The organism is Mesobacillus maritimus (assembly GCF_023715205.1).
In the GTDB taxonomy this organism is placed as follows: domain Bacteria; phylum Bacillota; class Bacilli; order Bacillales; family Cytobacillaceae; genus Mesobacillus_B; species Mesobacillus_B maritimus_C.
The window spans coordinates 126,429-152,261 of record NZ_JAMBNR010000010.1; the positions used below are offsets into that span (position 1 = coordinate 126,429).

The 25,833-nt window shown below is 39.4% G+C and carries 27 protein-coding genes; all 27 read left to right on the forward strand.

Features of this window, described 5'->3' with window-relative positions; all coding sequences use genetic code 11:
• The first annotated feature begins 182 nt into the window (after positions 1-182).
• The 27 genes from M3182_RS15570 (at position 183) to rseP (ending at position 25,667) form a co-directional block, all read left to right on the forward strand.
• Complete coding sequence (locus M3182_RS15570; RefSeq protein ID WP_251425804.1) at positions 183-512, forward strand: putative DNA-binding protein; 330 nt, start codon at positions 183-185, stop codon at positions 510-512.
• A gap of 13 nt (positions 513-525) precedes the next feature.
• A complete protein-coding gene (gene ffh / locus M3182_RS15575) occupies positions 526-1,878 on the forward strand; it encodes a signal recognition particle protein (RefSeq protein ID WP_251425805.1) in 1,353 nt (450 codons plus the stop codon).
• Between the two features lie 110 nt (positions 1,879-1,988).
• Complete coding sequence (gene rpsP, locus M3182_RS15580; RefSeq protein ID WP_251425807.1) at positions 1,989-2,261, forward strand: 30S ribosomal protein S16; 273 nt, start codon at positions 1,989-1,991, stop codon at positions 2,259-2,261.
• Positions 2,262-2,274: 13 nt separating this feature from the next.
• Positions 2,275-2,505, forward strand: coding sequence for a KH domain-containing protein (locus M3182_RS15585; protein WP_251425809.1), 231 nt, complete (start codon positions 2,275-2,277; stop codon positions 2,503-2,505).
• 225 nt (positions 2,506-2,730) lie between these two features.
• Entirely contained in the window at positions 2,731-3,123 is a 393-nt protein-coding gene (locus M3182_RS15590; RefSeq protein WP_251425811.1) for a YlqD family protein, read from the forward strand.
• A 6-nt stretch (positions 3,124-3,129) separates the two neighbouring features.
• Positions 3,130-3,648 carry a ribosome maturation factor RimM gene (rimM, locus tag M3182_RS15595; protein ID WP_251425813.1) on the forward strand — a complete coding sequence of 173 codons (519 nt, stop codon included), beginning with the start codon at positions 3,130-3,132 and terminating at the stop codon, positions 3,646-3,648.
• The gene (gene trmD, locus M3182_RS15600; RefSeq protein ID WP_251558958.1) at positions 3,648-4,388 is read left to right on the forward strand and encodes a tRNA (guanosine(37)-N1)-methyltransferase TrmD; all 741 of its coding nucleotides are present in this window, start codon (positions 3,648-3,650) and stop codon (positions 4,386-4,388) included. Before rimM ends, trmD begins: the two co-directional genes overlap by 1 nt.
• Before the next feature lie 125 nt (positions 4,389-4,513).
• On the forward strand, positions 4,514-4,858 hold the full coding sequence (gene rplS / locus M3182_RS15605) for a 50S ribosomal protein L19 (protein ID WP_251425814.1): 345 nt from the start codon (positions 4,514-4,516) through the stop codon (positions 4,856-4,858).
• A 295-nt stretch (positions 4,859-5,153) separates the two neighbouring features.
• Positions 5,154-5,705: a signal peptidase I gene (lepB, locus tag M3182_RS15610; protein WP_251425816.1), complete on the forward strand. Its 552-nt coding sequence runs from the start codon at positions 5,154-5,156 to the stop codon at positions 5,703-5,705.
• Between the two features lie 268 nt (positions 5,706-5,973).
• A complete protein-coding gene (gene ylqF / locus M3182_RS15615; RefSeq protein WP_251558884.1) occupies positions 5,974-6,840 on the forward strand; it encodes a ribosome biogenesis GTPase YlqF in 867 nt (288 codons plus the stop codon).
• Between the two features lie 117 nt (positions 6,841-6,957).
• Positions 6,958-7,740 carry a ribonuclease HII gene (gene rnhB / locus M3182_RS15620; protein ID WP_251426188.1) on the forward strand — a complete coding sequence of 261 codons (783 nt, stop codon included), beginning with the start codon at positions 6,958-6,960 and terminating at the stop codon, positions 7,738-7,740.
• A 274-nt stretch (positions 7,741-8,014) separates the two neighbouring features.
• On the forward strand, positions 8,015-9,175 hold the full coding sequence (sucC, locus tag M3182_RS15625) for an ADP-forming succinate--CoA ligase subunit beta (RefSeq protein WP_251425820.1): 1,161 nt from the start codon (positions 8,015-8,017) through the stop codon (positions 9,173-9,175).
• 22 nt (positions 9,176-9,197) lie between these two features.
• Positions 9,198-10,100: a succinate--CoA ligase subunit alpha gene (gene sucD / locus M3182_RS15630; RefSeq protein WP_251425822.1), complete on the forward strand. Its 903-nt coding sequence runs from the start codon at positions 9,198-9,200 to the stop codon at positions 10,098-10,100.
• Positions 10,101-10,198: 98 nt separating this feature from the next.
• Positions 10,199-11,068 carry a DNA-processing protein DprA gene (gene dprA, locus M3182_RS15635; protein WP_251425824.1) on the forward strand — a complete coding sequence of 290 codons (870 nt, stop codon included), beginning with the start codon at positions 10,199-10,201 and terminating at the stop codon, positions 11,066-11,068.
• A gap of 385 nt (positions 11,069-11,453) precedes the next feature.
• Positions 11,454-13,529: a type I DNA topoisomerase gene (gene topA / locus M3182_RS15640; RefSeq protein WP_251558886.1), complete on the forward strand. Its 2,076-nt coding sequence runs from the start codon at positions 11,454-11,456 to the stop codon at positions 13,527-13,529.
• A gap of 421 nt (positions 13,530-13,950) precedes the next feature.
• Positions 13,951-14,859 carry a tyrosine recombinase XerC gene (xerC, locus tag M3182_RS15645; protein WP_251426189.1) on the forward strand — a complete coding sequence of 303 codons (909 nt, stop codon included), beginning with the start codon at positions 13,951-13,953 and terminating at the stop codon, positions 14,857-14,859.
• A 22-nt stretch (positions 14,860-14,881) separates the two neighbouring features.
• Positions 14,882-15,424 carry an ATP-dependent protease subunit HslV gene (gene hslV / locus M3182_RS15650; protein ID WP_251425828.1) on the forward strand — a complete coding sequence of 181 codons (543 nt, stop codon included), beginning with the start codon at positions 14,882-14,884 and terminating at the stop codon, positions 15,422-15,424.
• 17 nt (positions 15,425-15,441) lie between these two features.
• The gene (gene hslU, locus M3182_RS15655; RefSeq protein ID WP_251425830.1) at positions 15,442-16,851 is read left to right on the forward strand and encodes an ATP-dependent protease ATPase subunit HslU; all 1,410 of its coding nucleotides are present in this window, start codon (positions 15,442-15,444) and stop codon (positions 16,849-16,851) included.
• Between the two features lie 90 nt (positions 16,852-16,941).
• Entirely contained in the window at positions 16,942-17,721 is a 780-nt protein-coding gene (codY, locus tag M3182_RS15660) for a GTP-sensing pleiotropic transcriptional regulator CodY (RefSeq protein WP_251425832.1), read from the forward strand.
• A 304-nt stretch (positions 17,722-18,025) separates the two neighbouring features.
• Complete coding sequence (gene rpsB, locus M3182_RS15665) at positions 18,026-18,736, forward strand: 30S ribosomal protein S2 (protein ID WP_251425834.1); 711 nt, start codon at positions 18,026-18,028, stop codon at positions 18,734-18,736.
• A 142-nt stretch (positions 18,737-18,878) separates the two neighbouring features.
• Positions 18,879-19,763, forward strand: a complete 885-nt coding sequence (gene tsf, locus M3182_RS15670; RefSeq protein WP_251425836.1) for a translation elongation factor Ts — start codon at positions 18,879-18,881, stop codon at positions 19,761-19,763.
• A 265-nt stretch (positions 19,764-20,028) separates the two neighbouring features.
• Positions 20,029-20,751, forward strand: a complete 723-nt coding sequence (gene pyrH / locus M3182_RS15675; protein ID WP_251425837.1) for a UMP kinase — start codon at positions 20,029-20,031, stop codon at positions 20,749-20,751.
• A gap of 2 nt (positions 20,752-20,753) precedes the next feature.
• Positions 20,754-21,311: a ribosome recycling factor gene (gene frr / locus M3182_RS15680; protein WP_251425839.1), complete on the forward strand. Its 558-nt coding sequence runs from the start codon at positions 20,754-20,756 to the stop codon at positions 21,309-21,311.
• Positions 21,312-21,542: 231 nt separating this feature from the next.
• Positions 21,543-22,319 (forward strand): undecaprenyl pyrophosphate synthase, encoded by a 777-nt coding sequence (gene uppS / locus M3182_RS15685; protein ID WP_251425841.1) that lies wholly within the window; start codon positions 21,543-21,545, stop codon positions 22,317-22,319.
• A 16-nt stretch (positions 22,320-22,335) separates the two neighbouring features.
• Complete coding sequence (locus M3182_RS15690; protein WP_251558888.1) at positions 22,336-23,130, forward strand: phosphatidate cytidylyltransferase; 795 nt, start codon at positions 22,336-22,338, stop codon at positions 23,128-23,130.
• Between the two features lie 101 nt (positions 23,131-23,231).
• Complete coding sequence (gene dxr, locus M3182_RS15695) at positions 23,232-24,374, forward strand: 1-deoxy-D-xylulose-5-phosphate reductoisomerase (RefSeq protein WP_251425845.1); 1,143 nt, start codon at positions 23,232-23,234, stop codon at positions 24,372-24,374.
• 18 nt (positions 24,375-24,392) lie between these two features.
• Complete coding sequence (gene rseP, locus M3182_RS15700) at positions 24,393-25,667, forward strand: RIP metalloprotease RseP (protein ID WP_251425847.1); 1,275 nt, start codon at positions 24,393-24,395, stop codon at positions 25,665-25,667.
• Positions 25,668-25,833: the final 166 nt, after the last annotated feature.

The following is a 25,833-nucleotide window of genomic DNA, read 5'->3' on the forward strand; positions in this document are numbered from 1 at the left end:
CCTTTAAAAAGCAAAAATCTTTGAGAAAAGAGCTTTTTAAAACAGTTTATTCTTAATGGGTAAGAGTGATTAGCCTGCTCCTTTGTACATGGCTTACACTTCTTCTAATATTGACACCAAGCGCCTTACTGTGTAAACTACCAATGTAAAGGCTTTTCACTTAACACATTGGGGGGATGAAAATGCTTGAAAAAACAACCCGCATGAATTATTTATATGATTTTTATCAAGCCTTGTTAACTCCCAAGCAGCAAAGCTATATGTCCCTCTATTATCTAGATGATTATTCTCTTGGAGAAATTGCAGAGGAATATCATGTTAGCCGACAGGCGGTCTATGACAATATTAAACGAACGGAAGCAATGCTTGAAGAGTATGAAGAGAAGTTATTGTTGTTTGAAAAATTTCAGGAGCGTAAAGCTTTGATTGCAAGAATGAAAGAATGCTTGAATGGACAACCAGATCATCAGACTCTTTCCGATTATGTTGCAGCGATTGAGAAATTAGATTAGGAGGCGGCACGAAATGGCATTTGAAGGATTAGCCGACCGACTGCAAAACACGATGCAAAAAATCCGTGGGAAAGGAAAAGTTTCCGAAGCGGATGTCAAAGAAATGATGCGTGAGGTCCGTCTTGCCTTACTTGAGGCAGATGTTAATTTTAAGGTAGTAAAAGAGTTTGTTAAAAAGGTCAGCGAACGATCTGTCGGCCAGGAGGTCATGAAAAGCCTAACTCCAGGTCAGCAGGTTATTAAGGTGGTAAAAGAAGAGCTAACTGAACTAATGGGTGGAGAAGAAAGCAAAATTGCCGTTGCAAACCGTCCTCCAACCGTTATTATGATGGTCGGTCTTCAAGGGGCAGGGAAAACCACAACAACTGGGAAACTTGCCAACTTATTACGGAAGAAATATAACCGTAAGCCGATGCTTGTTGCGGCCGATATTTACCGCCCAGCAGCAATCAAGCAGCTAGAGACTCTCGGAAAACAATTAAATATGCCTGTATTCTCACTAGGGGACCAAGTAAGCCCAGTGGAAATTGCTCGCCAAGCGATTGCGAAGGCGAAAGAAGAACACAATGATTATGTCCTAATCGATACGGCAGGTCGTTTGCATATTGATGAAAATTTGATGGACGAGTTAAAGCAAATTAAGGAACTCTCCAATCCAAATGAAATTTTCCTTGTGGTCGACGCTATGACAGGTCAGGATGCGGTAAATGTTGCTCAAAGCTTTAACGAGCAACTAGGGCTAACTGGGGTTGTCTTAACAAAGCTTGATGGTGATACCCGTGGTGGAGCAGCTTTATCGATTCGGTCGGTTACAAACACACCGATTAAATTTGTTGGTTTAGGGGAAAAACTGGATGCGTTGGAAACATTTCATCCAGAGCGTATGGCTTCCCGTATTCTCGGAATGGGCGATGTCTTAACACTGATTGAGAAAGCTCAGGCAAATGTTGATGAAGAGAAAGCGAAGGAACTTGAGAAAAAGATGCGTACGGCATCGTTCACATTGGATGATTTCCTTGAGCAGCTAGGTCAGGTCCGAAACATGGGACCGTTAGATGAGTTGTTGAAAATGATGCCTGGTGCCAATAAAATCAAAGGCTTGGATAATCTGCAAATTGATGAGAAACAGATTTCTCATGTTGAAGCGATTATTCAGTCGATGACAGCTGACGAAAAAGAGCATCCAGAAATCATTAATGCGAGCAGACGTAAACGGATTGCTAAAGGTAGCGGAAGAACCGTTCCTGAAGTCAATCGCTTATTAAAGCAGTTTGAAGACATGAAAAAAATGATGAAACAAATGACTGGAATGCAGCAAAAGGGCAAGAAAAAAGGTGGATTTAAACTCCCTTTTAAACCATTCTAAACATCGTTTTATCACCAAAATTAACCTGTAAAGAAAAAAACCTTTACAACACAAAAACAATTTGTTATCATTCTATCTTGTGTGAAACTATTCGGAGGTGCTTATTTAAAATGGCAGTAAAAATTCGTTTAAAGCGTATGGGAGCTAAAAAGTCTCCTTTCTATCGTATTGTAGTAGCTGATTCTCGTTCTCCTCGTGATGGACGTTTTATTGAAACAGTTGGAACTTACAATCCAGTTGCTGAACCAGCAATTGTTGACATCAACGAAGAGCTTGCTCTTAAATGGTTAAATGATGGAGCTAAACCATCTGACACTGTTCGTAACTTGTTCTCAAACCAAGGCATTATGGAAAAATTCCACAATGCAAAAGTAAGCAAGTAATTGTGAGAACAGCATGAAAGAATTAATTGAAACAATCGTAAAGCCTTTAGTTGATTTTCCTGATGACGTTCAAGTGAATGTAGAAGAAGGAGATCAACGGGTGACCTATAGGCTTTCTGTTCACAAAAGTGATATGGGAAAAGTGATAGGGAAACAGGGGCGTGTTGCAAAGGCCATTCGAACGGTCGTCTACGCAGCAGGATCATCACAACAAAAGAAGATCTTTTTAGAGATTGTTGAATAAGAAGGGGGCTGAATTAAAGGATCATTCAAATGGTCTTTTGGTCAGCCCTTTTCTTATTGAATCTTACTCAACTTTGTCGCTTTTCAAATGAAAGTGTTTGGGCAATCTAGACTGTCAAAAAGGAATATCTATGAGAATTGAGACTTCCCCATTTTTCATTTTCCTACCCGTTATCGTATAATAAAGGTTAAGACACATAGACGAAATGGGAGAGGATGGATTGCTGTGAAGCTTATCCAGACAGTTGTGGTGAAGCAAGTTCTCACCGAAAAGAGTAAAAATAAATTACTGAGCAATTACGAAGGAAAAAAGTTTCAGCTTCAAAAAGAGTGCGATCAGTTAAAGTTTGAAATGAAAAAACAGGAAAAAGCGAAGAAATTTTCTCCTGAAATCTTAAAAAAACAATTTGAGAAAGAAATTGGAATTCGAAATGAAAAAATCAAACTTCTTGATTTTCATATGGAACAATTACATATTCTACCCGTAGGTAGTGAATTAAAAGAATCGGAACATCAAGCCCTTGTTGAAGTCAATGAGGGAGATAAGTGGGACGACTTTCTTTTTGAAAAAACGATTGTGGTTAAAGACGGAATCGTGGTTGAAATACGCGAGAGGTGAGTTTTATTGGAAAACTGGTTTAATGTTGGGAAGATCGTGAACACGCATGGAATACGTGGCGAGGTAAGAGTCATTTCACGTACAGACTTTCCAGACGAAAGATACAAAGTAGGAAATCAGCTATTTTTATTTAAAAAAGGCTCAAAAGAACCGCTTGAACTTGTTGTCAAAAGTCATCGGAAACATAAAAATTTTGATTTGCTAACTTTTGAAGGCTATGACAATGTCAACCAAGTGGAAGAAATGCGTGATGGGATTTTAAAGGTGCCTGAAAGCCAGCGAGGTGAGTTAGCTGAGGGTGAGTACTATTTTCAAGATATCATTGGATGTTTAGTGGCTACCATCGGTGGAGAAGAGGTTGGGAAAGTGGTTGAGATTCTTACTCCGGGTGCCAATGATGTCTGGGTTGTGAAAAATAGCAAAGGCAAAGAAATACTAATTCCTTATATTGAAGATGTTGTCAAAAGAGTCGACGTTAAGGATAAGGTGATTTTAATTGAACCAATGGAAGGTCTTCTGTCATGATGAAAATTGATGTTCTCTCGATCTTTCCAGAAATGTTTTCTGGCGTGTTTGGACATTCGATTTTAAAAAAAGCAGAGGAAAAACAAGCGGTAAGCTATCGGGTTGTCAATTTTCGCGATTATGCGGATAACCGTCATCAAACGGTCGATGATTATCCGTACGGTGGTGGCGCCGGAATGGTTTTAAAGCCACAACCAATCTTTGATGCTGTTGACGACCTTGTACAACACTCTGAGGCAAAAAAACCACGAGTGGTACTTATGTGTCCACAAGGAGAGCGCTATACGCAACAAAAGGCAGAGGAGCTTGCAAAGGAAGACCATCTAATATTTGTTTGCGGCCATTATGAAGGGTATGACGAGCGAATTCGGCAACATATCATTACCGACGAAATTTCCATTGGTGATTATGTTCTAACTGGTGGAGAATTAGGTGCAATGGTTGTCATTGATAGTGTTGTCCGTCTTTTGCCGGGTGTTTTAGGGAGCCAAGAATCACATATTCAGGATTCGTTTAGCACAGGCTTACTGGAGCATCCACATTACACAAGACCTGCTGAATTCCGCGGGATGAAAGTTCCCGAAGTATTAACATCCGGGAATCATCGGTTAATTGAGGACTGGCGAATGAAAGAATCTTTGCGACGAACTTACACACGCCGACCAGATCTACTAGAGAACATTGAGTTGTCCAAAAAACAGCAGAAATGGTTGGAGGAAATAAAAAAACAACCTGAATAATTCTTGCAGTGGGCACAGCAATATGGTATTATACTTCTTGTGACTTGAGGAAATGCAAGTCTTGATAACGATGTTCCGCTGTACCAAGAGTTGTATAAGAGCATCTGTGGGAGGAGTTGAAAACGATGCAAAGTCTAATTGCAGAAATTACAAAAGAACAACTTCGTACAGATCTTCCTGCGTTCCGTCCTGGTGACACTGTACGTGTACACGTTAAAGTTGTTGAGGGAACTCGTGAACGTATTCAGATTTTCGAAGGTGTTGTAATTAAGCGTCGTGGTGGTGGAATTAGCGAAACATTTACAGTTCGTAAGATTTCTTACGGTGTAGGAGTTGAGCGTACATTCCCTGTACACACACCAAAAATTGCGAAGCTAGAAGTAATTCGTCGCGGTAAAGTACGCCGTGCGAAACTTTACTACCTACGTCAATTACGTGGTAAGAAAGCTCGTATTAAAGAAATCCGATAGGATTATAAGAATGATTCAAAAAAAGAGCTTGCTTGACAAGCTCTTTTTTCATACTTTACGAAAACATCCTTTTTCTCAAACTTTTTGTTTGTTTTTGAGTAGATCCTAAGTTTCTGTGTATAATGGCTATTATTGCAAAAAAAGTATTTTCTCTATGGCTTCCTAAAAAGGATTCATGGAAACAACCAGTAAAAATTATGTTTTTACTGTAAAAAAACACTCCCATCGTGTTTAAATTGAGAAACTTATGTAAAATAGTTATATACGAGATGATTCTGAGAATGGTGGGGAAAGCATGGCAAAGAAAAAGAACGAACTATGGGAATGGATAAAAGCGCTCGTTATCGCAGTATTGCTTGCGGCATTAATTAGATATTTCTTATTTGCCCCTATCGTTGTGGATGGTCTATCGATGATGCCAACTCTACATGATCAGGATAGAATGATTGTAAATAAGTTAAGTTATAAAATTGGTGAACCTGAGCGGTTTGATATCGTCGTTTTTCATGCTCCAGAAAACAAAGATTACATAAAGAGGGTAATAGGTCTTCCCGGGGATACGATTGAATACAAAAATGATACTCTCTATGTGAATGGGAAAGCGTATGAAGAGCCATACTTGGAAGAGTACAAGCAGCAAGTGATTGATGGTCCATTGACTGACCCATTTACTTTGGAAGAAAAAATTGGGAGAAGTACGGTTCCAGAAGGCCATATTTTTGTAATGGGTGACAATCGCCGTTTCAGTAAAGATAGCCGACATATTGGAACGGTTCCACTTGACAAAGTATTAGGTAAAACGAATTTAATTTATTGGCCAATAGATGATATCCGTACGATTGAGTAGTGAAAAAAGCGCCTTGTTCATCCCCTGCTTGAGGTTTGCAGGCCATAAACAAGGCGCTTTTTGTTTTTAATTTGGCTGACTTTGTAAAGTTTGTTGTTTAAATACATTTGCTGATTTTTCGAAAGATAGCCTATTTTGTGCGACATATCTAAGTTTGTAGCTCTTTTCTCATACGCTGAAGCTATGATAAACATGGCATTGGTGCTCTATTTGAGCCCTGAAGCAACAATGTTTAAAAGAGCCTTGATTTTAAAAGGAGGGCTTTATAATGACTATACAATGGTTCCCAGGCCATATGGCTAAAGCTCGTAGACAAGTAACAGAAAAATTAAAGCTAGTTGATATTATTTTTGAATTAGTCGATGCAAGGATTCCTTACTCTTCTCGTAACCCGATGATTGATGAAATTATTCAACATAAGCCGAGGATCGTTTTATTAAATAAAGCAGATATGGCAGATAAGGAAATAACAACAGAATGGATTCGTTATTTTAAAGACCAAGGAATCACTGCGCTTGCGATTAATTCCCAAGCAGGGACGGGTTTAAAGCCAATCGTTACTGAAGCCAAGCGGTTACTCCAAGATAAATTCGATCGCTATAAAGCGAAGGGAGTAAAGCCGCGTGCCATTCGAGCGATGATTGTTGGGATACCGAATGCGGGAAAATCAACGCTCATTAATCGATTACACGGAAAAAATATTGCCAAGACAGGGAATATGCCAGGTGTAACAAAAGCTCAGCAATGGATAAAGGTCGGAAATGAGCTTGAACTATTGGATACCCCAGGAATCCTTTGGCCGAAATTTGAGGACCAAGAGGTTGGCTTAAAATTGGCGGTTACGGGTGCGATTAAAGATGCGATCTTAAACATGGATGATGTGGCCGTTTATGCCTTAAAGTATCTTGGAAATACCTATCCAGATCGAGTGAGGGAACGCTTCGGTTTAGAAGAGATTCCAGAAGATGTCGTTGAAATGTTTGATAAAATTGGCTTGGCGCGTGGCTTTAAACAAGGAAAAGAAATCGATTACGACAAAGTTGCGGAAACGGTTATTCGAGAAATCCGCGCTGAGAAACTTGGCCCGCTATCCTTTGAAAGACCAAGTGATTTCGAATCTTCAGAGCTTGAATAGGAAGGTTGTTTTTGCAAAGATTGTTGATAAAATGTTAATTTTAACACATTAGTGGCATTTCGTATGAAAACGAAAAGAATCGAAAAAACACCAACTTGTGAGAAAGTGAAGTTTATGATGGAAAAGATGACAATTGGAGAAATTGAACAAAAACTTTTGATTGAAAGATCCCGAGACGATGCGTTTATCCAATTTTTAAAGAAGGATGAACGAAAAGGGGTTCAGAAAGTACTAGCCAAATGGGAAAAGTTGTGTGCCAAAGAGGAACTGCTCCAGAAAAAATTCGTGGAAATGACTTCCTTTGAGCGTGAAATAAGAAAGCAAGGATTTCAATTGATTGCTGGCATAGACGAAGCGGGACGAGGACCGTTAGCAGGGCCGGTTGTCGCTGCTGCAGTGATTTTACCAGAAGAATTTTATTTGCCTGGAATTGATGATTCTAAAAAGTTATCCGAGCAGAGTCGCGAAGAATATTTTGCATATATTCAATCTGAAGCGATAGCTGTTGGGGTAGGCATTATTGACGCGCAGGAAATTGACTCAATCAATATTTTAGAAGCGGCCAAAAAAGCGATGCTAAATGCGGTGAGTGAACTAACAGTTTCCCCAGATTATCTCCTGGTTGACGCTGTAAAGCTTGAAACTCCTTATCCAGCTGAAGCGTTGATAAAAGGGGATGCGCGCAGTGTGACCATCGCAGCGGCGTCGATTATCGCGAAAGTAACGCGGGATCGTTTGATGAAAGAAATCGATAAAGAGTATCCGCATTATGGATTTGCATCAAATATGGGCTATGGAACGGCCGTGCATCTTGACGCATTAAGAAACTATGGAGTGACTCCATATCATCGAAAAAGTTTCTCTCCTGTAAAAGAATACGATAGAACTATTGTAGAATAGTAGAGATTGTTGTTTAAATCTACTTAATAAAACGAAAAAACTTGTACCAAGGTAGAATATACCTTGGTATTTTTTTTGCTTGTCAACTATTTTTGCAATTTTTTAAAAGGCAAAATATTTCAATCATAAGTCTAGACAAGAAATATTTCATTCTATACAATGAAAGCGTTGGTTTATTATTTGAAACATAAGAGAGTGTAAAAATACCTTTCATTAATAGGGTGCAATAATTTTGATTGCGCTTTCTTGTAAAGGTTGATAGGAGGATGGGAAAATGAATATCCATGAGTATCAAGGAAAAGAGGTCCTCAGACAATATGGGGTTACGGTACCTAATGGTAAGGTAGCTTTCACAGTTGAAGAAGCTGTTGAAGCGGCTAAAGAATTAGGAACTCAAGTCTGTGTTGTAAAAGCACAAATCCATGCTGGAGGCCGCGGGAAAGCTGGCGGTGTTAAAGTTGCCAAGAACTTAGATGAAGTTCGTACATATGCGAGTGAAATCTTAGGAAAAACACTTGTCACTCATCAAACTGGACCAGAAGGCAAAGAGGTTAAGCGTTTATTAATCGAAGAAGGCTGCGATATTAAGAAAGAATATTATGTTGGTCTTGTTCTAGACCGTGCAACTTCTCGTGTTGTATTGATGGCTTCTGAAGAAGGCGGTACTGAAATCGAAGAAGTTGCCGAAAAAACTCCAGAAAAGATCTTCAAAGAAGAAATTGATCCGGTTGTTGGATTAACTGCATTCCAAGCACGCCGTATCGCTTTCAATATCAACATTCCAAAAGAACTTGTAAATCAAGCGGTCAAGTTTATGATGGGCTTATATAATGCTTACATTGAAAAAGATTGCTCAATTGCGGAAATCAATCCACTAGTTGTTACTGGAGATGGCAAGGTAATGGCGCTTGATGCGAAATTAAACTTTGATTCAAACGCTCTCTATCGTCAAAAAAATATCCTTGAGTTCCGTGATTTAGAAGAAGAAGATCCAAAAGAAATCGAAGCTTCAAAGTATGACTTAAGCTATGTAGCACTTGATGGAAACATCGGTTGTATGGTTAATGGTGCAGGTCTTGCGATGTCTACAATGGATATCATCAAGCACTATGGCGGTGAACCGGCGAACTTCCTTGATGTTGGGGGCGGTGCAACAGCTGAAAAGGTTACTGAAGCATTTAAGATTATTCTATCCGATCCAAACGTAAAAGGCATTTTTGTCAATATTTTTGGTGGAATTATGAAGTGTGACGTTATTGCAGAAGGTGTTGTTCAAGCTGCAAAAGAAGTTGGACTTCAAGTACCGCTTGTTGTTCGACTAGAAGGAACAAATGTTGACTTAGGGAAGAAGATTCTAAATGAATCAGACTTAAACCTAGTAGCAGCAGAATCAATGGCAGACGGAGCGCAAAAGATCGTTTCACTAGTTAAGTAGGATAGGAAGGAGAATCGTTTTCATGAGTGTATTTATTAATAAAGATACAAAAGTCATTGTTCAAGGGATTACTGGTTCTACAGCCCTTTTCCATACAAAGCAAATGCTTGAATATGGTACGAAAATTGTAGCAGGAACTACCCCAGGAAAAGGCGGTCAAGAGGTTGAAGGAGTACCTGTCTTCAACACGGTCCAAGAAGCGGTAAAAGAAACTGGAGCTACTGCCTCTGTTATCTATGTACCTGCTCCATTTGCAGCAGATGCCATTATGGAAGCGGTGGATGCTGAATTAGATCTGGCCATTTGTATTACTGAGCATATCCCAGTATTAGATATGGTAAAAGTGAAGCGTTATATGGAGGGTAAAAAGACTCGCTTAGTTGGTCCTAACTGCCCTGGTATCATTACAGCTGATGAATGTAAAATCGGTATTATGCCTGGATATATTCATACAAAAGGTCATGTTGGAGTTGTTTCTCGCTCCGGAACATTAACCTATGAAGCTGTTCATCAGTTAACTCAAGCTGGAATCGGTCAAACGACTGCTGTCGGAATCGGTGGAGACCCTGTTAATGGAACCAACTTTATTGATGTTCTTAAAGCTTTCAATGAAGACCCAGAAACTTACGCGGTCATCATGATTGGTGAAATCGGTGGAACTGCAGAAGAAGAAGCAGCTGAATGGGTAAAAGCAAATATGACGAAGCCTGTTGTTGGCTTCATCGGTGGACGTACTGCTCCTCCAGGAAAGCGTATGGGCCATGCTGGTGCGATTATTTCTGGTGGTAAAGGTACAGCTGATGAAAAAATTCGCGTCATGAACGATGCAGGCATCAAAGTTGCAGAGACTCCATCTGTTATGGGAGAAACATTAATCGAAGTTCTTAAAGAACAAGGACTTTACGAAAAATGTAAAACTCATTAATAAAGATTGTTTTCACAACAGTCCCTCTTCCTAGAGGGACTGTTTGCCATCTTTTTATTTCTTCTTTTTACCACACTTTCCTTAAATCGGAGGTCCCCATGGAAGAATCCAAAAAAAGGCTCATCCACTTGATCCACTGTAGAACATATAGTTGGAAGGCCATTTATCAACTTTTAAAAATAGATCCTAGTTTAGCTTCTCTTTATACCACTCACGAACATCAGTCATTCTCCAATGCCGTAAAAGGCTCGTTTTCTTCTCCTCAAAACATTCCGATTGAACAGTTACTCGAATACTATCAAAAGAACCAAATTCATCTTATAAGCTACTTTGATGATGACTATCCTATGTTATTAAAGAATGTCTATCGACCACCTTGGGTACTTTTTGCTAAAGGTGACAAAAGCTTGTTAAATCGCCCGTTTCCTCTCGCTGTTGTAGGAAGTAGGGAAGCAACAAGTTATGGAAAAAAGGTCATTGAGTACCTATTCCCTGAATTAGTGAAACAGGAAGCGGTCATTATTAGTGGTTTGGCAAAGGGGATAGATACGCATGCACACCAAACGGCGGTGCATCTTGGCGGGAAGACGATTGGCGTCATCGCTGGAGGATTTCAACACATCTATCCAAAAGAAAATCAAACTCTCGCGAACTATATGATGGAGGAACATCTAGTTCTCTCAGAGTATCCCCCTCATTTTAGGCCTGAAAAGTGGCATTTTCCTTTAAGAAATCGAATCATTGCTGGGTTAGCAAGAGGTACGGTCGTTATTGAGGCGAAGCGACGAAGTGGCTCGTTCATTACTGCAGATATGGCGTTGAATGAGGGAAGAGAAGTATTTGCTGTGCCAGGCAATATTTTGACCCCTTCTTCCGTAGGAACAAATGAATTAATCAAGATTGGAGCAAAATTAGTCAAAGAACCAAAAGATATAATAGAAGAAATTTTTTATGAAAGGAAAATGTAGTGAAAAAACGTTCTAACTAAAGGGATTTTCCGATGTCTAAAACCAAGTCATTTGGAAAATTTATTACAAAATGGTTGAAATTATTCAAAATCTGTTATACATTTTGCATCAGGACTAACCAAAAAAAGAGTTATGGCAATCAATTGATCAAAGCTGTTATTCCCAACTCTCAGGAGATAGGGATTTAAAAGCAATGAACATTATGATATAAATCAGGTTAAGACTGATGCTGGTTATCGAAAAGCGGGAAGTGCTTCACGATCACCCTTTAAAAAATGGGCTGGTTAAAAAAATAAAACGCTTACTTTACCCAGGTTATTGACAATGGGGAACCGCATATTAAATAATAGTGGTAATTTTATTCCCTCTAAGGAGGACTAACTGAATGTCGGATTATTTAGTCATCGTTGAGTCACCCGCGAAAGCGAAGACGATTGAACGGTATCTAGGAAAAAAATATAAAGTAAAAGCTTCAATGGGTCATGTTCGAGATTTGCCTAAGAGTCAAATGGGGGTTTCTCCAGAGCAACGCTTTGAACCAAAGTATATCACTATTCGTGGGAAAGGCCCTGTTTTGAAGGAATTAAAAACAGCTGCAAAAAAAGCCAAGAAAATCTATCTCGCGGCTGACCCCGATCGCGAAGGGGAGGCCATTGCTTGGCATTTGGCCCACAGTCTTGATGTAGATGTAAATTCTGACTGTCGTGTGGTATTTAACGAAATTACAAAGGATGCGATCAAAGAATCGTTTAAGCACCCACGACCAATTAACATGGATCTCGTGGATGCACAGCAAGCACGTCGGGTATTGGATCGTCTTGTTGGTTATAACATCAGTCCACTGTTATGGAAAAAAGTGAAAAAAGGATTAAGTGCTGGTCGCGTCCAATCTGTCGCTTTACGGATGATCATTGATCGTGAAAAAGAAATTCAAAACTTCCAACCGGAAGAATATTGGACTATTGGAGCTGAATTTTTAAAAGGGAAATCAAAGTTTGAAGGTTCTTTCTACGGCATCGATAAAAAGAAAATGGAGCTGAAATCCGAGGAAGATGTCAAAAAAGTCCTTCAAAAATTGAAAGGGAATAAGTTCTTAATAGATTCCGTTACGAAGAAAGAGCGTAAACGAAATCCTGCACCACCTTTTATTACCTCTTCTCTTCAGCAAGAAGCGGCTCGTAAATTAAATTTTAGAGCGAAAAAGACGATGATGCTCGCGCAACAGTTATACGAAGGAATCGACTTAGGAAGTGAAGGGACTGTTGGTTTAATTACCTATATGAGAACAGACTCAACGCGTATTTCTGAAGTTGCTCAAGAAGAAGCAAGTCGTTATATCGAATCACAATTTGGAAAAGAGTACTTGAAAACAGAAACGAAAAAGGAAAAGAAAGTAAGCAATGCTCAAGATGCACACGAAGCGATTCGGCCAACAAGTGCTTTGCGCATTCCGAGTGAACTGAAGCAATTTTTATCGAGGGATCAATTAAGGCTATATAAATTAATTTGGGAACGTTTTGTTGCTAGTCAAATGGCTTCTGCAGTTATGGATACGATGAGTGTCGATTTGCTAAATTCGGGAGTGGTGTTCAGAGCGACTGGTTCGAAAATCAAATTCCATGGGTTTATGAAAGTCTATGTCGAAGGGACAGACGATCAAACGGAAGAAAAAGACAAACAGCTTCCAGATCTAAAAGAAGGCGATGAGGTCCTAAAAAAGGACATTGAACCAAAACAACATTTTACCCAGCCACCTCCAAGGTATACGGAAGCCCGTTTAGTCCGAGAACTTGAAGAGTTGGGAATTGGAAGACCTTCAACATATGCCCCAACGATGGATACAATCCAAAAACGAGGATATGTCGCTCTTGATAATAAGCGCTTTGTTCCAACCGAGTTAGGAGAAATCGTCCATGAATTAATGAGTGAATTTTTCCCAGGAATCTTGGATGTTGAATTTACAGCGAAAATGGAAGAAGATCTTGATAATATCGAAGAAGGCAAAGTAGAATGGCTAAAAATTATTGATGAATTTTATCAAGATTTTGAACAAGATCTCAAAAAAGCTGAGATAGAAATGCAAGAAGTTGAAATTAAAGATGAACCTGCTGGGGAAGATTGTGACCAATGTGGAAACCCAATGGTGTTTAAAATGGGACGCTATGGAAAATTCATGGCATGCAGCAACTTCCCTGATTGTCGGAATACGAAAGCAATTGTTAAAGAGATTGGAGTGAAATGTCCAAATTGTAAAGAAGGAAACATCATTGAACGGAAAAGTAAGAAACGTCGCATATTTTACGGCTGTGACCGCTATCCTGAATGTGAATTTCTATCTTGGGACAAACCGATTGCTAGAAGTTGTCCAAAATGTGAGAGTCTTCTGGTCGAGAAAAAGCTTAAAAAAGGTGTCCAAGTTTCGTGTACGGAATGTGATTATAAAGAAGAACCACAAAAATAAGAGTGAGCATATGCTCACTCTTTTGCTTTGGATCCAGGACGAAATTCAAGACGTTACATTTTGGAGGACTAAGGTGTCTAAGGTTAGCCTCTAGTATAAATAGTTTCTGCTTTACTAGAGTTTTAATTTGAATTAAAAACTTTCTCTTTGAACGTTGATGAAGTTTGTGATAGAATCATTCTTTGTTCGATTTGAAACTTTTTTCTGTTTAATTCGTATTTTTAGGTGCAAAATGTCCAATTCAGGGTAAGAATAGAAAGGTAGTAGTTTTTAGATAGATCGATTTGAAGCTTTTTTCAATAACTGTGATTTCTTTAAAAATCCCTAGTATTGGAAATATTTCAGAAAGTTGTGAAAAATTTGCAAACTTGTTGCATATGGTTATTAAGATATGATAACATTTAGTAGCCTTTGTGAGGTGATGCCATTGACGGGAAATGTGAACGTTTCGTTAAAGTTGTTTATAGAATATTTACAAATTGAAAAAAACTGTTCACAATATACTGTTGAACATTATCATCATGACATCCTCGATTTCTTTGATTTCATGAAAGAAGAGGCAATTCATGATCTAAAGGAAGTCCAATACTCTGATGTCCGAATCTATCTGACGAAACTATACGAAAAACAACTATCAAGAAGAACAGTAGCGCGACGAATCTCTTGTCTTCGAAGTTTTTATAAATTCCTCATGCGGGAAAAACTCGTCGAAGATAACCCAATGGCGCTAGTCTCCATCCCGAAAGCAGAGAAACGACTTCCGGATTTTTTTTATGAACAAGAATTGGAGTTGCTGTTTAACGCTTGTGAGACAGATACAGCCCTTGGAAAGCGAAATAAAGCTTTGTTGGAATTGCTTTATGGTACAGGAATTCGAGTGAGTGAATGTTGTAAAATTCGTCTATCAGATCTTGATTTTTACCTTTCGACGGTTCTGGTACAGGGAAAAGGGCATAAGCAGAGGTATGTTCCATTCGGAAGCTTTGCCCATGATGAACTTGAAGGTTACATACAGACAGCACGTCATGAACTGTTAAAAGGGAAAGAAGACCATGGTTTCTTATTCGTTAATTTTCGTGGGGGACCATTGACCGATAGAGGAGTTCGTGAAATATTAAACAAGATGGTTGAAAAATCAGCACTACAAGGGGAAATTCATCCACATAAGCTTCGGCACTCATTTGCAACCCATTTGCTGAGCAATGGTGCTGATTTAAGAACGGTCCAAGAACTCCTTGGTCATGCTTTTTTATCCTCAACACAGGTTTACACTCATATAACCAATGAACATTTAAGACGGACCTATATGTCCGCTCATCCAAGGGCATAAAGTCTTAAAAGGAGGAAGAGGTATGTCTCAATTTCATGCAACCACTATCTTTGCGGTTCAACATAAAGGGAAATGTGCAATGTCCGGAGACGGTCAAGTTACATTTGGGAATGCAGTTGTGATGAAACACACAGCAAGAAAAGTTCGAAAACTATTTAATGGAAAAGTAGTGGCTGGATTTGCTGGGTCCGTAGCAGATGCTTTTACCTTATTTGAAATGTTTGAAGCAAAGCTTGAAGAATACAACGGAAGCTTACAACGAGCTGCTGTTGAGTTAGCAAAGCAATGGCGCGGCGATAAAATGCTTAGACAACTTGAAGCAATGTTGATTGTCATGAACGAAGAGCATATATTACTCATCTCAGGTACAGGTGAAGTAATTGAACCGGATGACGGAATCTTGGCAATTGGCTCTGGTGGGAATTATGCACTGGCAGCTGGTCGTTCATTAAAACAGTATGCAGGTGAACATTTGACAGCAGTAGAAATTGCAAAAGCGGCGCTTGAGATTGCGGCAGATATTTGTGTGTATACCAATACCAACATTATTGTGGAAGAATTATAGGGAAGGAGTGAACATTAGTGAAAAATTCAACAAACTTAACCCCTAGGCAAATCGTTGACCGACTAGATCAATTTATTATTGGCCAAAAAGATGCAAAAAAAGCGGTAGCTGTTGCATTGAGGAATCGATACCGCAGAAGTTTGTTAGATGAAAGTATTCGCGATGAAATCAGTCCAAAGAATATCCTGATGATTGGGCCAACTGGTGTTGGGAAAACGGAAATTGCGCGAAGAATGGCCAAAATGGTTCGAGCACCGTTTGTGAAAGTAGAAGCGACAAAGTTCACAGAAGTTGGTTATGTTGGCCGCGATGTCGAATCAATGGTTCGTGATTTGGTTGAAACTTCTGTTCGTATTGTGAAAGAAGAAAAAATGTTGAGTGTAAAGGAACGCGCTGAAGAAAATGCCAATCGCCGCCTTGTGGAACTCTTGGTTCCTTCTACAAAGAAAGCGACCAATTATAAAAATCCATTGGAAATGCTTTTCGGTGGAAACGCTCAATCTGAACCAGAAAACAATACAGCTTCAACGGAAGAAATGAATGTGAGAGAGAGACGAAAAGCAGTTCAGCAAAAGTTGGAAGCAGGAGAACTGGAAAATGAAGTGGTTACCATCGAAGTAGATGAACAAGCGCCTTCCATGTTCGATATGCTACAAGGTTCCGGCATGGAGCAAATGGGTGTGAACATGCAGGATGCACTGAGTAACCTTATGCCGAAGAAAAGGAAAAAACGGAAACTTCCAGTAAAAGAAGCACGTAAAGTACTGGCAAATGAGGAAGCTCAAAAATTAATTGATATGGATGAAGTAACTCAAGAAGCGACCGTTCGTGCGGAGCAAACAGGGATCATTTTTATCGATGAGATTGATAAGATTGCTTCTAAAAGTTCAGGAGGGTCATCTGCTGATGTTTCCCGTGAAGGAGTCCAAAGAGACATTCTGCCAATTGTTGAAGGTTCAACTGTTGTGACGAAATACGGTCCGGTTAAAACAGATCATGTTCTCTTCGTAGCTGCGGGTGCCTTCCATATGGCAAAACCATCTGATTTAATCCCTGAGTTACAAGGACGTTTTCCAATTCGTGTTGAGTTAACGAAGCTAACGGTAGATGATTTTTACCGCATACTTGTTGAACCAGATAATGCATTGATTAAACAATATAAAGCATTATTGGAAACAGAAGGTATACAAATTGAATTTTCTGACGATGCTATTCGTAAGGTGGCAGAAGTAGCCTATGAGGTGAACCAAAATACGGATAATATCGGTGCGAGACGTCTCCATACTATTTTGGAAAAGTTACTTGAAGACTTAAGTTTTGAAGCTCCGGATATTTCGATGGGTGAAATCACGATTACTCCTCAATATGTAGAAGAGAAACTAGGAGCGATTTCTAGAAATAAAGACTTAAGTAGATTTATTTTATAAACCATTTTAACTAGCGATGCTCGTAGAATGGTCGCAATAGAATTTAAAAACATCATATAGATTTGTTTACGCAAATAGGAGGAAGAACGAATGGATTTACTATCAAAAACAAGAAAAATTAATGCACTACTCCAAAAAGCAGCTGGAAAACCAGTGAACTTTAAGGAAATGTCAGAGACATTATCTGATGTAATTGAAGCGAATATCTTCGTTGTTAGTCGTCGTGGGAAATTATTAGGATTTGCTGTAAACCAACAAATTGAAAACGATCGTATGAAGAAAATGCTTGAAGATCGTCAATTCCCGGAAGAATACACAAATGGATTGTTTAACATTCAAGAAACATCCCCAAACTTAGATGTGGAAAGTCAATACACTATTTTCCCTGTAGAAAACAAAGACCTATTTAGAAATGGTTTAACAACAATCGTGCCAATTATTGGTGGAGGGGAGCGCCTAGGTACGCTACTTCTTGGTCGTGTTGCAGACCCGTTCCATGATGACGATTTGATTTTAGCTGAATATGGAGCAACAGTTGTTGGGATGGAAATCTTACGTGAAAAAGCGGAAGAAATTGAAGAAGAAGCGCGTAGCAAAGCAGTTGTTCAAATGGCTATCAGTTCTCTTTCTTACAGTGAACTTGAAGCAATTGAACATATTTTTGAAGAATTAAACGGCAAAGAGGGCTTATTAGTTGCATCTAAAATTGCTGACCGTGTAGGAATTACGCGTTCTGTAATCGTTAATGCTCTTCGTAAACTAGAAAGTGCGGGTGTAATTGAATCACGTTCTCTAGGTATGAAGGGGACTTACATTAAAGTATTGAATGATAAGTTTTTACTTGAATTAGAAAAACTTAAAACCAAATAATCATCATGTTCTCCGAAAAATCCTGTTTGGTTTAAAACAGGATTTTTATTTTGAAATGACTCAGGATCTTTATTGCTGATAAAATCCTAAGATTAATATGAAAGAAGGAGAAGTATTTTAGGTTTTTGGAGGACTTGCTCTTAAAAAAATTAAGTTCTACTTGATTGTCAACTACTCTTATGCTATATTATTAAACGGTGTTAAAAACACACGGTCATGGATTTATGCGGTTGGTGCTGATTCATTCAGTTTCCGCTAAAGAAGATATGATCGGAGGAAATCAAACCACTAGGAGGAAAAAAACATGTCAGTTATTTCTATGAAGCAATTGCTTGAAGCTGGTGTACACTTTGGTCACCAGACTCGCCGTTGGAACCCTAAGATGAAAAAATATATTTTCACTGAGCGTAACGGCATCTACATCATCGACCTTCAAAAAACAGTTAAAAAGGTTGAAGAAGCTTATAACTGGGTAAAAGAACTTGCTGCAGAAGGTGGCACAATTCTTTTCGTTGGTACAAAGAAACAAGCTCAGGACTCTGTGAAAGAAGAAGCAGAACGTTCTGGAATGTACTTTGTGAACCAACGCTGGTTAGGTGGAACTTTAACAAACTTCGAAACAATCCAAAAGCGTATTTCACGCCTTAAAGATATTGAGAGAATGGCTGAAGATGGTACATTTGAAGTCCTTCCTAAAAAAGAAGTTGTTCAACTAAGAAAAGAACAAGAGCGCTTAGAAAAGTTCTTGGGCGGTATTAAAGATATGAAGACTCTTCCAGATGCTTTATTCATTATCGACCCTCGTAAAGAGCGTATTGCAGTGGCAGAAGCACGTAAGTTGAACATTCCGATCGTAGGAATTGTTGATACAAACTGTGATCCAGATGAAATCGATGTTGTTATTCCAGCGAACGATGATGCAATTCGTGCTGTGAAACTTCTAACAGGTAAAATGGCTGATGCAATCCTTGAAGCAAAGCAAGGGGAAGAAACAGCTGAAACTGTTGAAGCTTAAGTCTTGCTTAGGGAAAGGTGATATAGGGATGCCCTTTATCACCTTTTTTTAAAGTCGAGTTCGCTTTTAAAGTTTAAATCTCTTGGATATTGAGAAAATATGGAATAGGTACATATACTAACCTTTAGGAGGAATAATCGTTATGGCAATTACTGCACAAATGGTTAAAGAACTACGTGAAAAAACTGGCGCAGGTATGATGGACTGTAAAAAAGCACTTCAAGAAGTCGACGGAGATATGGAGAAAGCAATTGACTTCCTTCGTGAAAAAGGAATCGCGAAGGCAGCTAAGAAAGGTGACCGTATTGCTGCTGAAGGTCTTACAAGCGTTGTTGTGGAAGGAAACGAAGCTGTTCTCCTAGAAGTAAACTCTGAAACAGATTTCGTTGCGAAAAACGAAGGCTTCCAAACTCTTGTTAAAGAACTTGCTAGCCATCTTCTAAAGAACAAGCCTGCTACTCTTGAAGAAGCACTTGGACAAACAATGGAAAATGGTGCAACTGTTGAATCACACATCAATTCTGCAGTCGCAAAAATCGGAGAAAAACTTACACTTCGTCGTTTTGAAGTGAAAACAAAAACAGATGCAGATGCATTTGGTGCATATCTTCACATGGGCGGACGCATCGGCGTACTTTCTGTTCTTGAAGGAACAACTGATGAAGCAGCTGCGAAAGATGTTTCTATGCACATCGCTGCATTAAACCCTAAATATGTTTCACGTGATGAAGTTTCTGCTGATGAAGTAGAGCGCGAGCGTCAAGTTTTAACTCAACAAGCACTTAACGAAGGCAAGCCAGAAAATATCGTTGCGAAAATGGTTGAAGGCCGCCTTGGAAAATACTTCGAAGACGTTTGTCTTTTAGATCAAGCTTTCGTTAAAAACCCTGACCAGAAAGTACGTCAATTCGTAGAAGCTGCTGGTGGCACTGTTCGTGAATTCGTACGTTACGAAGTTGGAGAAGGAATCGAAAAGCGCGAAGATAACTTTGCTGAAGAAGTTATGAGCCAAGTTAATAAAAAATAATCATAATCAACTCTACTTTTTTTAGGGAACACTCTGTGTTCCCTATTTTTGGAGAGAGAGTATACAATCTTTAGCGTCCCAATCATTAATGTAATGATTTGAACAAGGCGCTTCCACATTTCAATGTGTCTAGTTGCAGCGCCTAGCTCCTTGGGTTATAAGCCACTCCCTGTTTGAAGGCACAGAACACCTTCACTCAGGGCGCGTCTTATGCCTGTCGGAGCTGAACAAGGCGCTTCCACATTTCAATTATTCGGAGGTTTTTATGAGTAACCCAAAGTACAAACGAGTAGTGTTAAAATTAAGTGGGGAAGCACTAGCTGGTGAAAATGGCTTCGGAATTAATCCTTCTGTCATTAAAAACGTTGCTGGACAAGTAAAAGAGCTTGCTGAGTTAGGTGTTGAAGTCGCGGTTGTTGTTGGTGGCGGAAACATTTGGCGTGGCAAAATTGGCGAAGAAATGGGCATGGACCGAGCTACAGCTGATTATATGGGAATGCTTGCGACGGTCATGAATTCATTGGCACTTCAAGATAGTCTTGAACAGGAAGGTATTGAAACGAGAGTCCAAACTTCCATTGAGATGCGTCAAGTAGCGGAGCCTTATATCAGGAGACGCGCTATTCGCCATTTAGAAAAAACTCGTGTTGTCATTTTTGCAGCTGGAACCGGAAATCCTTATTTCTCTACCGATACAACAGCGGCGTTACGAGCTGCTGAAATTGAGGCAGAAGTAATCCTGATGGCGAAAAACAATGTTGATGGTGTTTATTCTGCGGATCCGCGTGTAGATGCAAATGCAGTCAAATACGATGAACTTTCTTACCTAGACGTTATTAAAGAAGGATTAGCTGTTATGGATTCAACTGCTTCTTCTTTATGTATGGACAATAATATCCCATTGATTGTATTCTCTATTATGGAAGAAGGAAATATTAAGAGAGCTGTTATGGGTGAAAAAATTGGAACAATTGTTAGGGGGAAATAATTATGCCAAAACAAGTCATTGAAAAAACAAAAGACCGAATGACAAAAGCAGTTCAGGCTTACACTCGAGAATTGGCTTCAATCCGTGCAGGGAGAGCGAGTGCTTCTCTATTAGATCGAATTACGGTTGATTATTATGGAGCACCAACTCCTGTGAACCAATTAGCAGGGATTTCAGTGCCAGAAGCTCGACTTCTTGTTATTCAACCTTACGATAAGTCAGTTCTTGGTGAAATTGAAAAAGCGATTATGAAGTCTGATTTAGGAATAAACCCAACAAGTGATGGTTCAGTCATCCGCTTGGCGATTCCTCAATTAACAGAAGAGCGTCGTAAGGAACTGGTTAAACAAGTTCGTAAAGAATCTGAAGATGCAAAAATCGGGATTCGCAATATTCGTCGTGACGGGAACGATGATTTGAAAAAGTTAGAGAAAAATGGTGAAATTACTGAGGATGCTCTTCGTGGCTACTCCGATGATATTCAAAAGGTAACCGATGAATTCATCAGTAAGATTGACCAGATTACGAAGGATAAAGAAAAAGAATTATTGGAAGTCTAAAAAGAACCCTACAAGGTGATGAATATCGTGATAAGACCCTCTTTTAACAGGGGGTTTTTTCATAGAAAACATAAAGAATCCTCTATGAAAGGATTCTGATTTAGATAATGAGTACATAATCTTTTTATAGAGATATCTTTTTTCATTTTTGGTATGATAGGAGCATATGCTACAAAACCAATCAATAGACTATTTGGAAGCGAGTACTATCCTATTTAGGGGAGCTGTCTTATGTTAAATAAACTTAATCCCTGGAAGTCCCAAAATCAACCTTCCAGTTTGAGTGACCGAATCTCACAAATTAAGTCTCAAGAAGTACCTGCCCATATCGCTATTATTATGGATGGGAATGGACGCTGGGCAAAGAAACGTTCACTTCCAAGAGTTGCGGGACATCATGAAGGGATGAAGGTCGTTCGAAAAATCACTCGACTAGCAAATAAACTTGGAGTGAAAACATTGACCTTGTACGCCTTTTCAACGGAAAATTGGAAAAGACCAAAGATGGAAGTTGACTTTTTGATGAAGCTTCCAGAGGAATTCTTAGGTACTTTCCTTCCTGAATTGGTTGAAGAAAATGTGAGGGTTACCATGATTGGCCATAAAGAGAAGCTCCCAGCTCACACGCTTAAAGCGATTGAGAAAGCAATGGAAAGCACAAAAGACAATACAGGTCTTGTCCTAAATTTTGCGTTAAACTATGGGAGTCGTGTGGAAATCATTGAGGCCGTAAAACAGGTCTTGAATGATGTTGATGATGGCAAACTGGATAGAGAGCGTATAGATGAAGAAACATTTTCATCGTATCTAATGACTTCAGGCTTCCAAGATCCGGATTTGTTAATTAGGACAAGTGGAGAAATTCGTTTAAGTAACTTTATGCTTTGGCAACTTGCTTATACTGAATTCTTCTTTACAGATGTCCTATGGCCTGATTTTAACGAAGAACACTTTGTTGAGGCTGTAGAAGTGTTCCAAGGCCGTCAACGTCGGTATGGTGGAGTATAAAAAAGGTGTGAATTAAATGAAGCAAAGAATCGTAACAGCAGTCGTAGCAGCGGCGATATTTCTGCCAATTGTGTTAATCGGAGGTCTCCCGTTTATTTTCATGGTATACCTTCTTGCATCAGTTGGATTGTATGAAACACTAAGAATGCAAAATATTCGCTTGTTTTCAATACCTGGCCTCATCTCTCTTTTATTACTTTGGATTTTTCTAATCCCAAGTGAGCACATAGGGCTTCTTGAGAACATTAATTATTCGAAATTTGAACTTGCTCTCTTGGCTGTTTTGTTGTTTTTAACTTATACAGTTATTACCAAGAACCGATTTACCTTTGATAATGTTGCATTTTCTGTATTGGCAACCCTTTATGTCGGAATCGGCTTTTATTATTTTATTGAAACACGAGCTGCTGAGAATGGGTTAACTTTTGTGATTTATGCTCTATTTATCATTTGGGCGACTGATTCAGGGGCTTATTTTATTGGCCGTGCAATGGGAAAGAGAAAATTATGGCCCGAAATTAGTCCAAATAAAACAGTTGAAGGGGCCTTTGGTGGCATTATATGTGCCATTATTGTAGCCATAATCTTTGCCCTCTTTACAAATATCGGAGTTTCATTATGGGCTCTAGTGCTGGCAACAGCTGTACTATCAGTTTTCGGCCAAGTGGGAGACTTAGTTGAATCAGCGTTGAAACGACATTATCATGTGAAAGATTCTGGGAACATTCTCCCAGGTCACGGAGGGATTTTGGACAGGTTTGACAGCCTTCTGTTTGTCTTACCGCTTATCCATTTCTTGAATTTGTTATAATGATGTGAAATAGCGACTATATCGATCAACTCGTACAACAGTAGGTTTTTTGATTTAAAACCTCAGTTAAGGTTTCGCTTGTTGAATTAGGAGTGAATGTAGTGAAGAAAATTAGCTTATTGGGAGCAACAGGTTCCATTGGAATACAAACTCTTGATATTATTAGGGGACACAAGGAATCATTTCAGTTAGTCGCATTGTCTGCTGGCCGGAATATCGAACAGGTAAGGAAAATTGTTGCCGAATTTAGACCTGATCTGGTATCCGTCCAGGAGAAAAGTGATTGTGAGAGGTTAAGGGCTGAGTTTCCGGGGATCACGTTTTATCACGGTGCGAAAGGGATTGAAGAAGTTGCGGTCTATGATCAAGCTGAAATCCTCGTAAATGCTGTGCTAGGAAGTGTAGGGCTATCTCCTACTTTAAAAGCAATCCAAGCCGGAAAGACGATAGCGATTGCCAATAAGGAAACGCTCGTCACTGCAGGTCACCTTGTTATGGGGGCGGCCAAACAAAACAATGTCCCTCTCCTACCTGTAGATAGTGAACACTCGGCCATTTTTCAGGCATTACAAGGAGAGCAATCTAAAAATATCGAGCAATTGATTTTGACGGCGTCTGGAGGAAGCTTCCGGGACCGGAAACGTGAAGAGTTAAAAGATGTAACTGTCAAAGAGGCATTAAATCATCCGAATTGGTCAATGGGTGCTAAAATCACGATTGATTCAGCGACGATGATGAATAAAGGGCTCGAGGTAATCGAAGCGCATTGGTTATTTTCAATTCCTTACGAAAAAATATCTGTCGTGCTTCATAAAGAGAGCATTATTCATTCAATGGTCGAGTTCCATGACACGAGTATTATTGCACAGCTTGGAACTCCTGATATGCGAGTACCGATTCAGTATGCACTCACTTATCCTGACCGACTTCCGCACCCAGCGGGGAAGCGTTTAAGCCTTGCGCAAATTGGAAAACTCCATTTTTCCGAAATGGACTATGACCGTTTCCGTTGCCTGAAGTTTGCCTTTGATGCGGGGCGGGCTGGGGGCACAATGCCTACAGTTTTAAATGCTGCAAATGAGGCCGCTGTTTCTGCATTCCTAGATGGGAAAATATCCTTCTTGCAGATTGAAGAATTGATTGAGAGAGTTTTAGACCAACATCAAACAATTGGTAATCCTGACCTGGAAACCATACAAGCCGTTGATGCAGAAACTAGAAAATCAGTATTCTCACTTATTTAAAAAAGGTGGTCATTCATTTTGAGTACAGTTATTGCCTTTATCGTCATTTTCGGGGCTCTTGTTTTCTTCCATGAACTGGGTCACCTGATTTTTGCAAAACGGGCAGGGATTTTATGCCGCGAATTTGCGATTGGATTTGGTCCGAAAGTCTTTTCTCATAAAAGAAACGAGACGGTCTATACCATTCGTTTACTACCAATAGGTGGTTTTGTGCGGATGGCAGGTGAGGACCCAGAAATGGTTGAACTCAAGCCGGGATATCGAATCGGATTATTGTTTGGGGAAGACAAGAAAGTAAATAAAATTATCCTGAATAATAAGGATAAATATCCGGATGCACTCGTTGTTGAAGTTGAGGAAGCGGATGTTGAGCATGAGCTATTTATAAAAGGATATGAAGATGGAACTGATGAGGAATTACAAACCTTTTCAATTAGTCCATCTGCTGTTTTTATTGAAAATGGTGCAGAAACACAATTGGCTCCATACGACCGACAATTTTCTTCAAAGACTGTTGGACAAAGAACAATGGCGATCTTTGCGGGCCCAATGATGAATTTCTTACTAGCGATTGTGGTGTTCATTGTTATTGCTTTATTTCAAGGAATGCCATCTGATAAGCCAATTTTAGGGGAACTAGCCACTGATGGTTCCGCGCTTGAAGCGGGATTGAAAGAAGGCGATGTTGTCCAAAGCATTGAAGGAGCAGAAATCTCTAGTTGGACAGATGTTGTAGAAATTATCCAAAGAAATCCGGAAAAAGAATTAGAGTTCTTAATTCAACGTGATGGGAATCAAATTGAAATCCCTGTAACGCCAAATTCTCGTGAGGTTGAAATAGAAGGCGGCGAAAGTCAAACGATTGGAATTATCGGGGTTTATGCTCCGATTGAAAAGGACCCTTTAAAAGCGGTTTGGTATGGCTTTGAAGAAACCTATACGTGGACGAAAGAAATCATCTTCGCTGTGGGTAAACTAGTTACAGGACAATTTTCAATTGATGCTTTAGCAGGACCAGTTGGAATCTATGAATCGACTAGCATTGTCGCTCAATCAGGAATCTGGTATTTAATGAGATGGGCGGCCGTACTAAGTATTAACCTAGGAATCATGAACCTATTGCCAATCCCGGCTCTTGACGGTGGTAGATTGATGTTCTTTGCCGTCGAAGCGGTTAGAGGGAAACCAATTGACCCTCAAAAAGAGGGGATGGTTCATTTTATCGGATTTGCGTTGTTGATGCTATTGATGCTTGTTGTCACTTGGAACGACATTCAACGATTCTTTCTATAAGGCTCTTTTCTCAAACTTTGATGTCCAAAAAAATAGCTTCATTTTATGAAAAGTGCTTACAAACTGAATTAATCACACGAAATAGCTATTTTTGTTAAAATCGACTATAAGATTTTAACAAATAACTATACAGTACCAACCGTTTATAAAAACCGGTTCGTAAAAT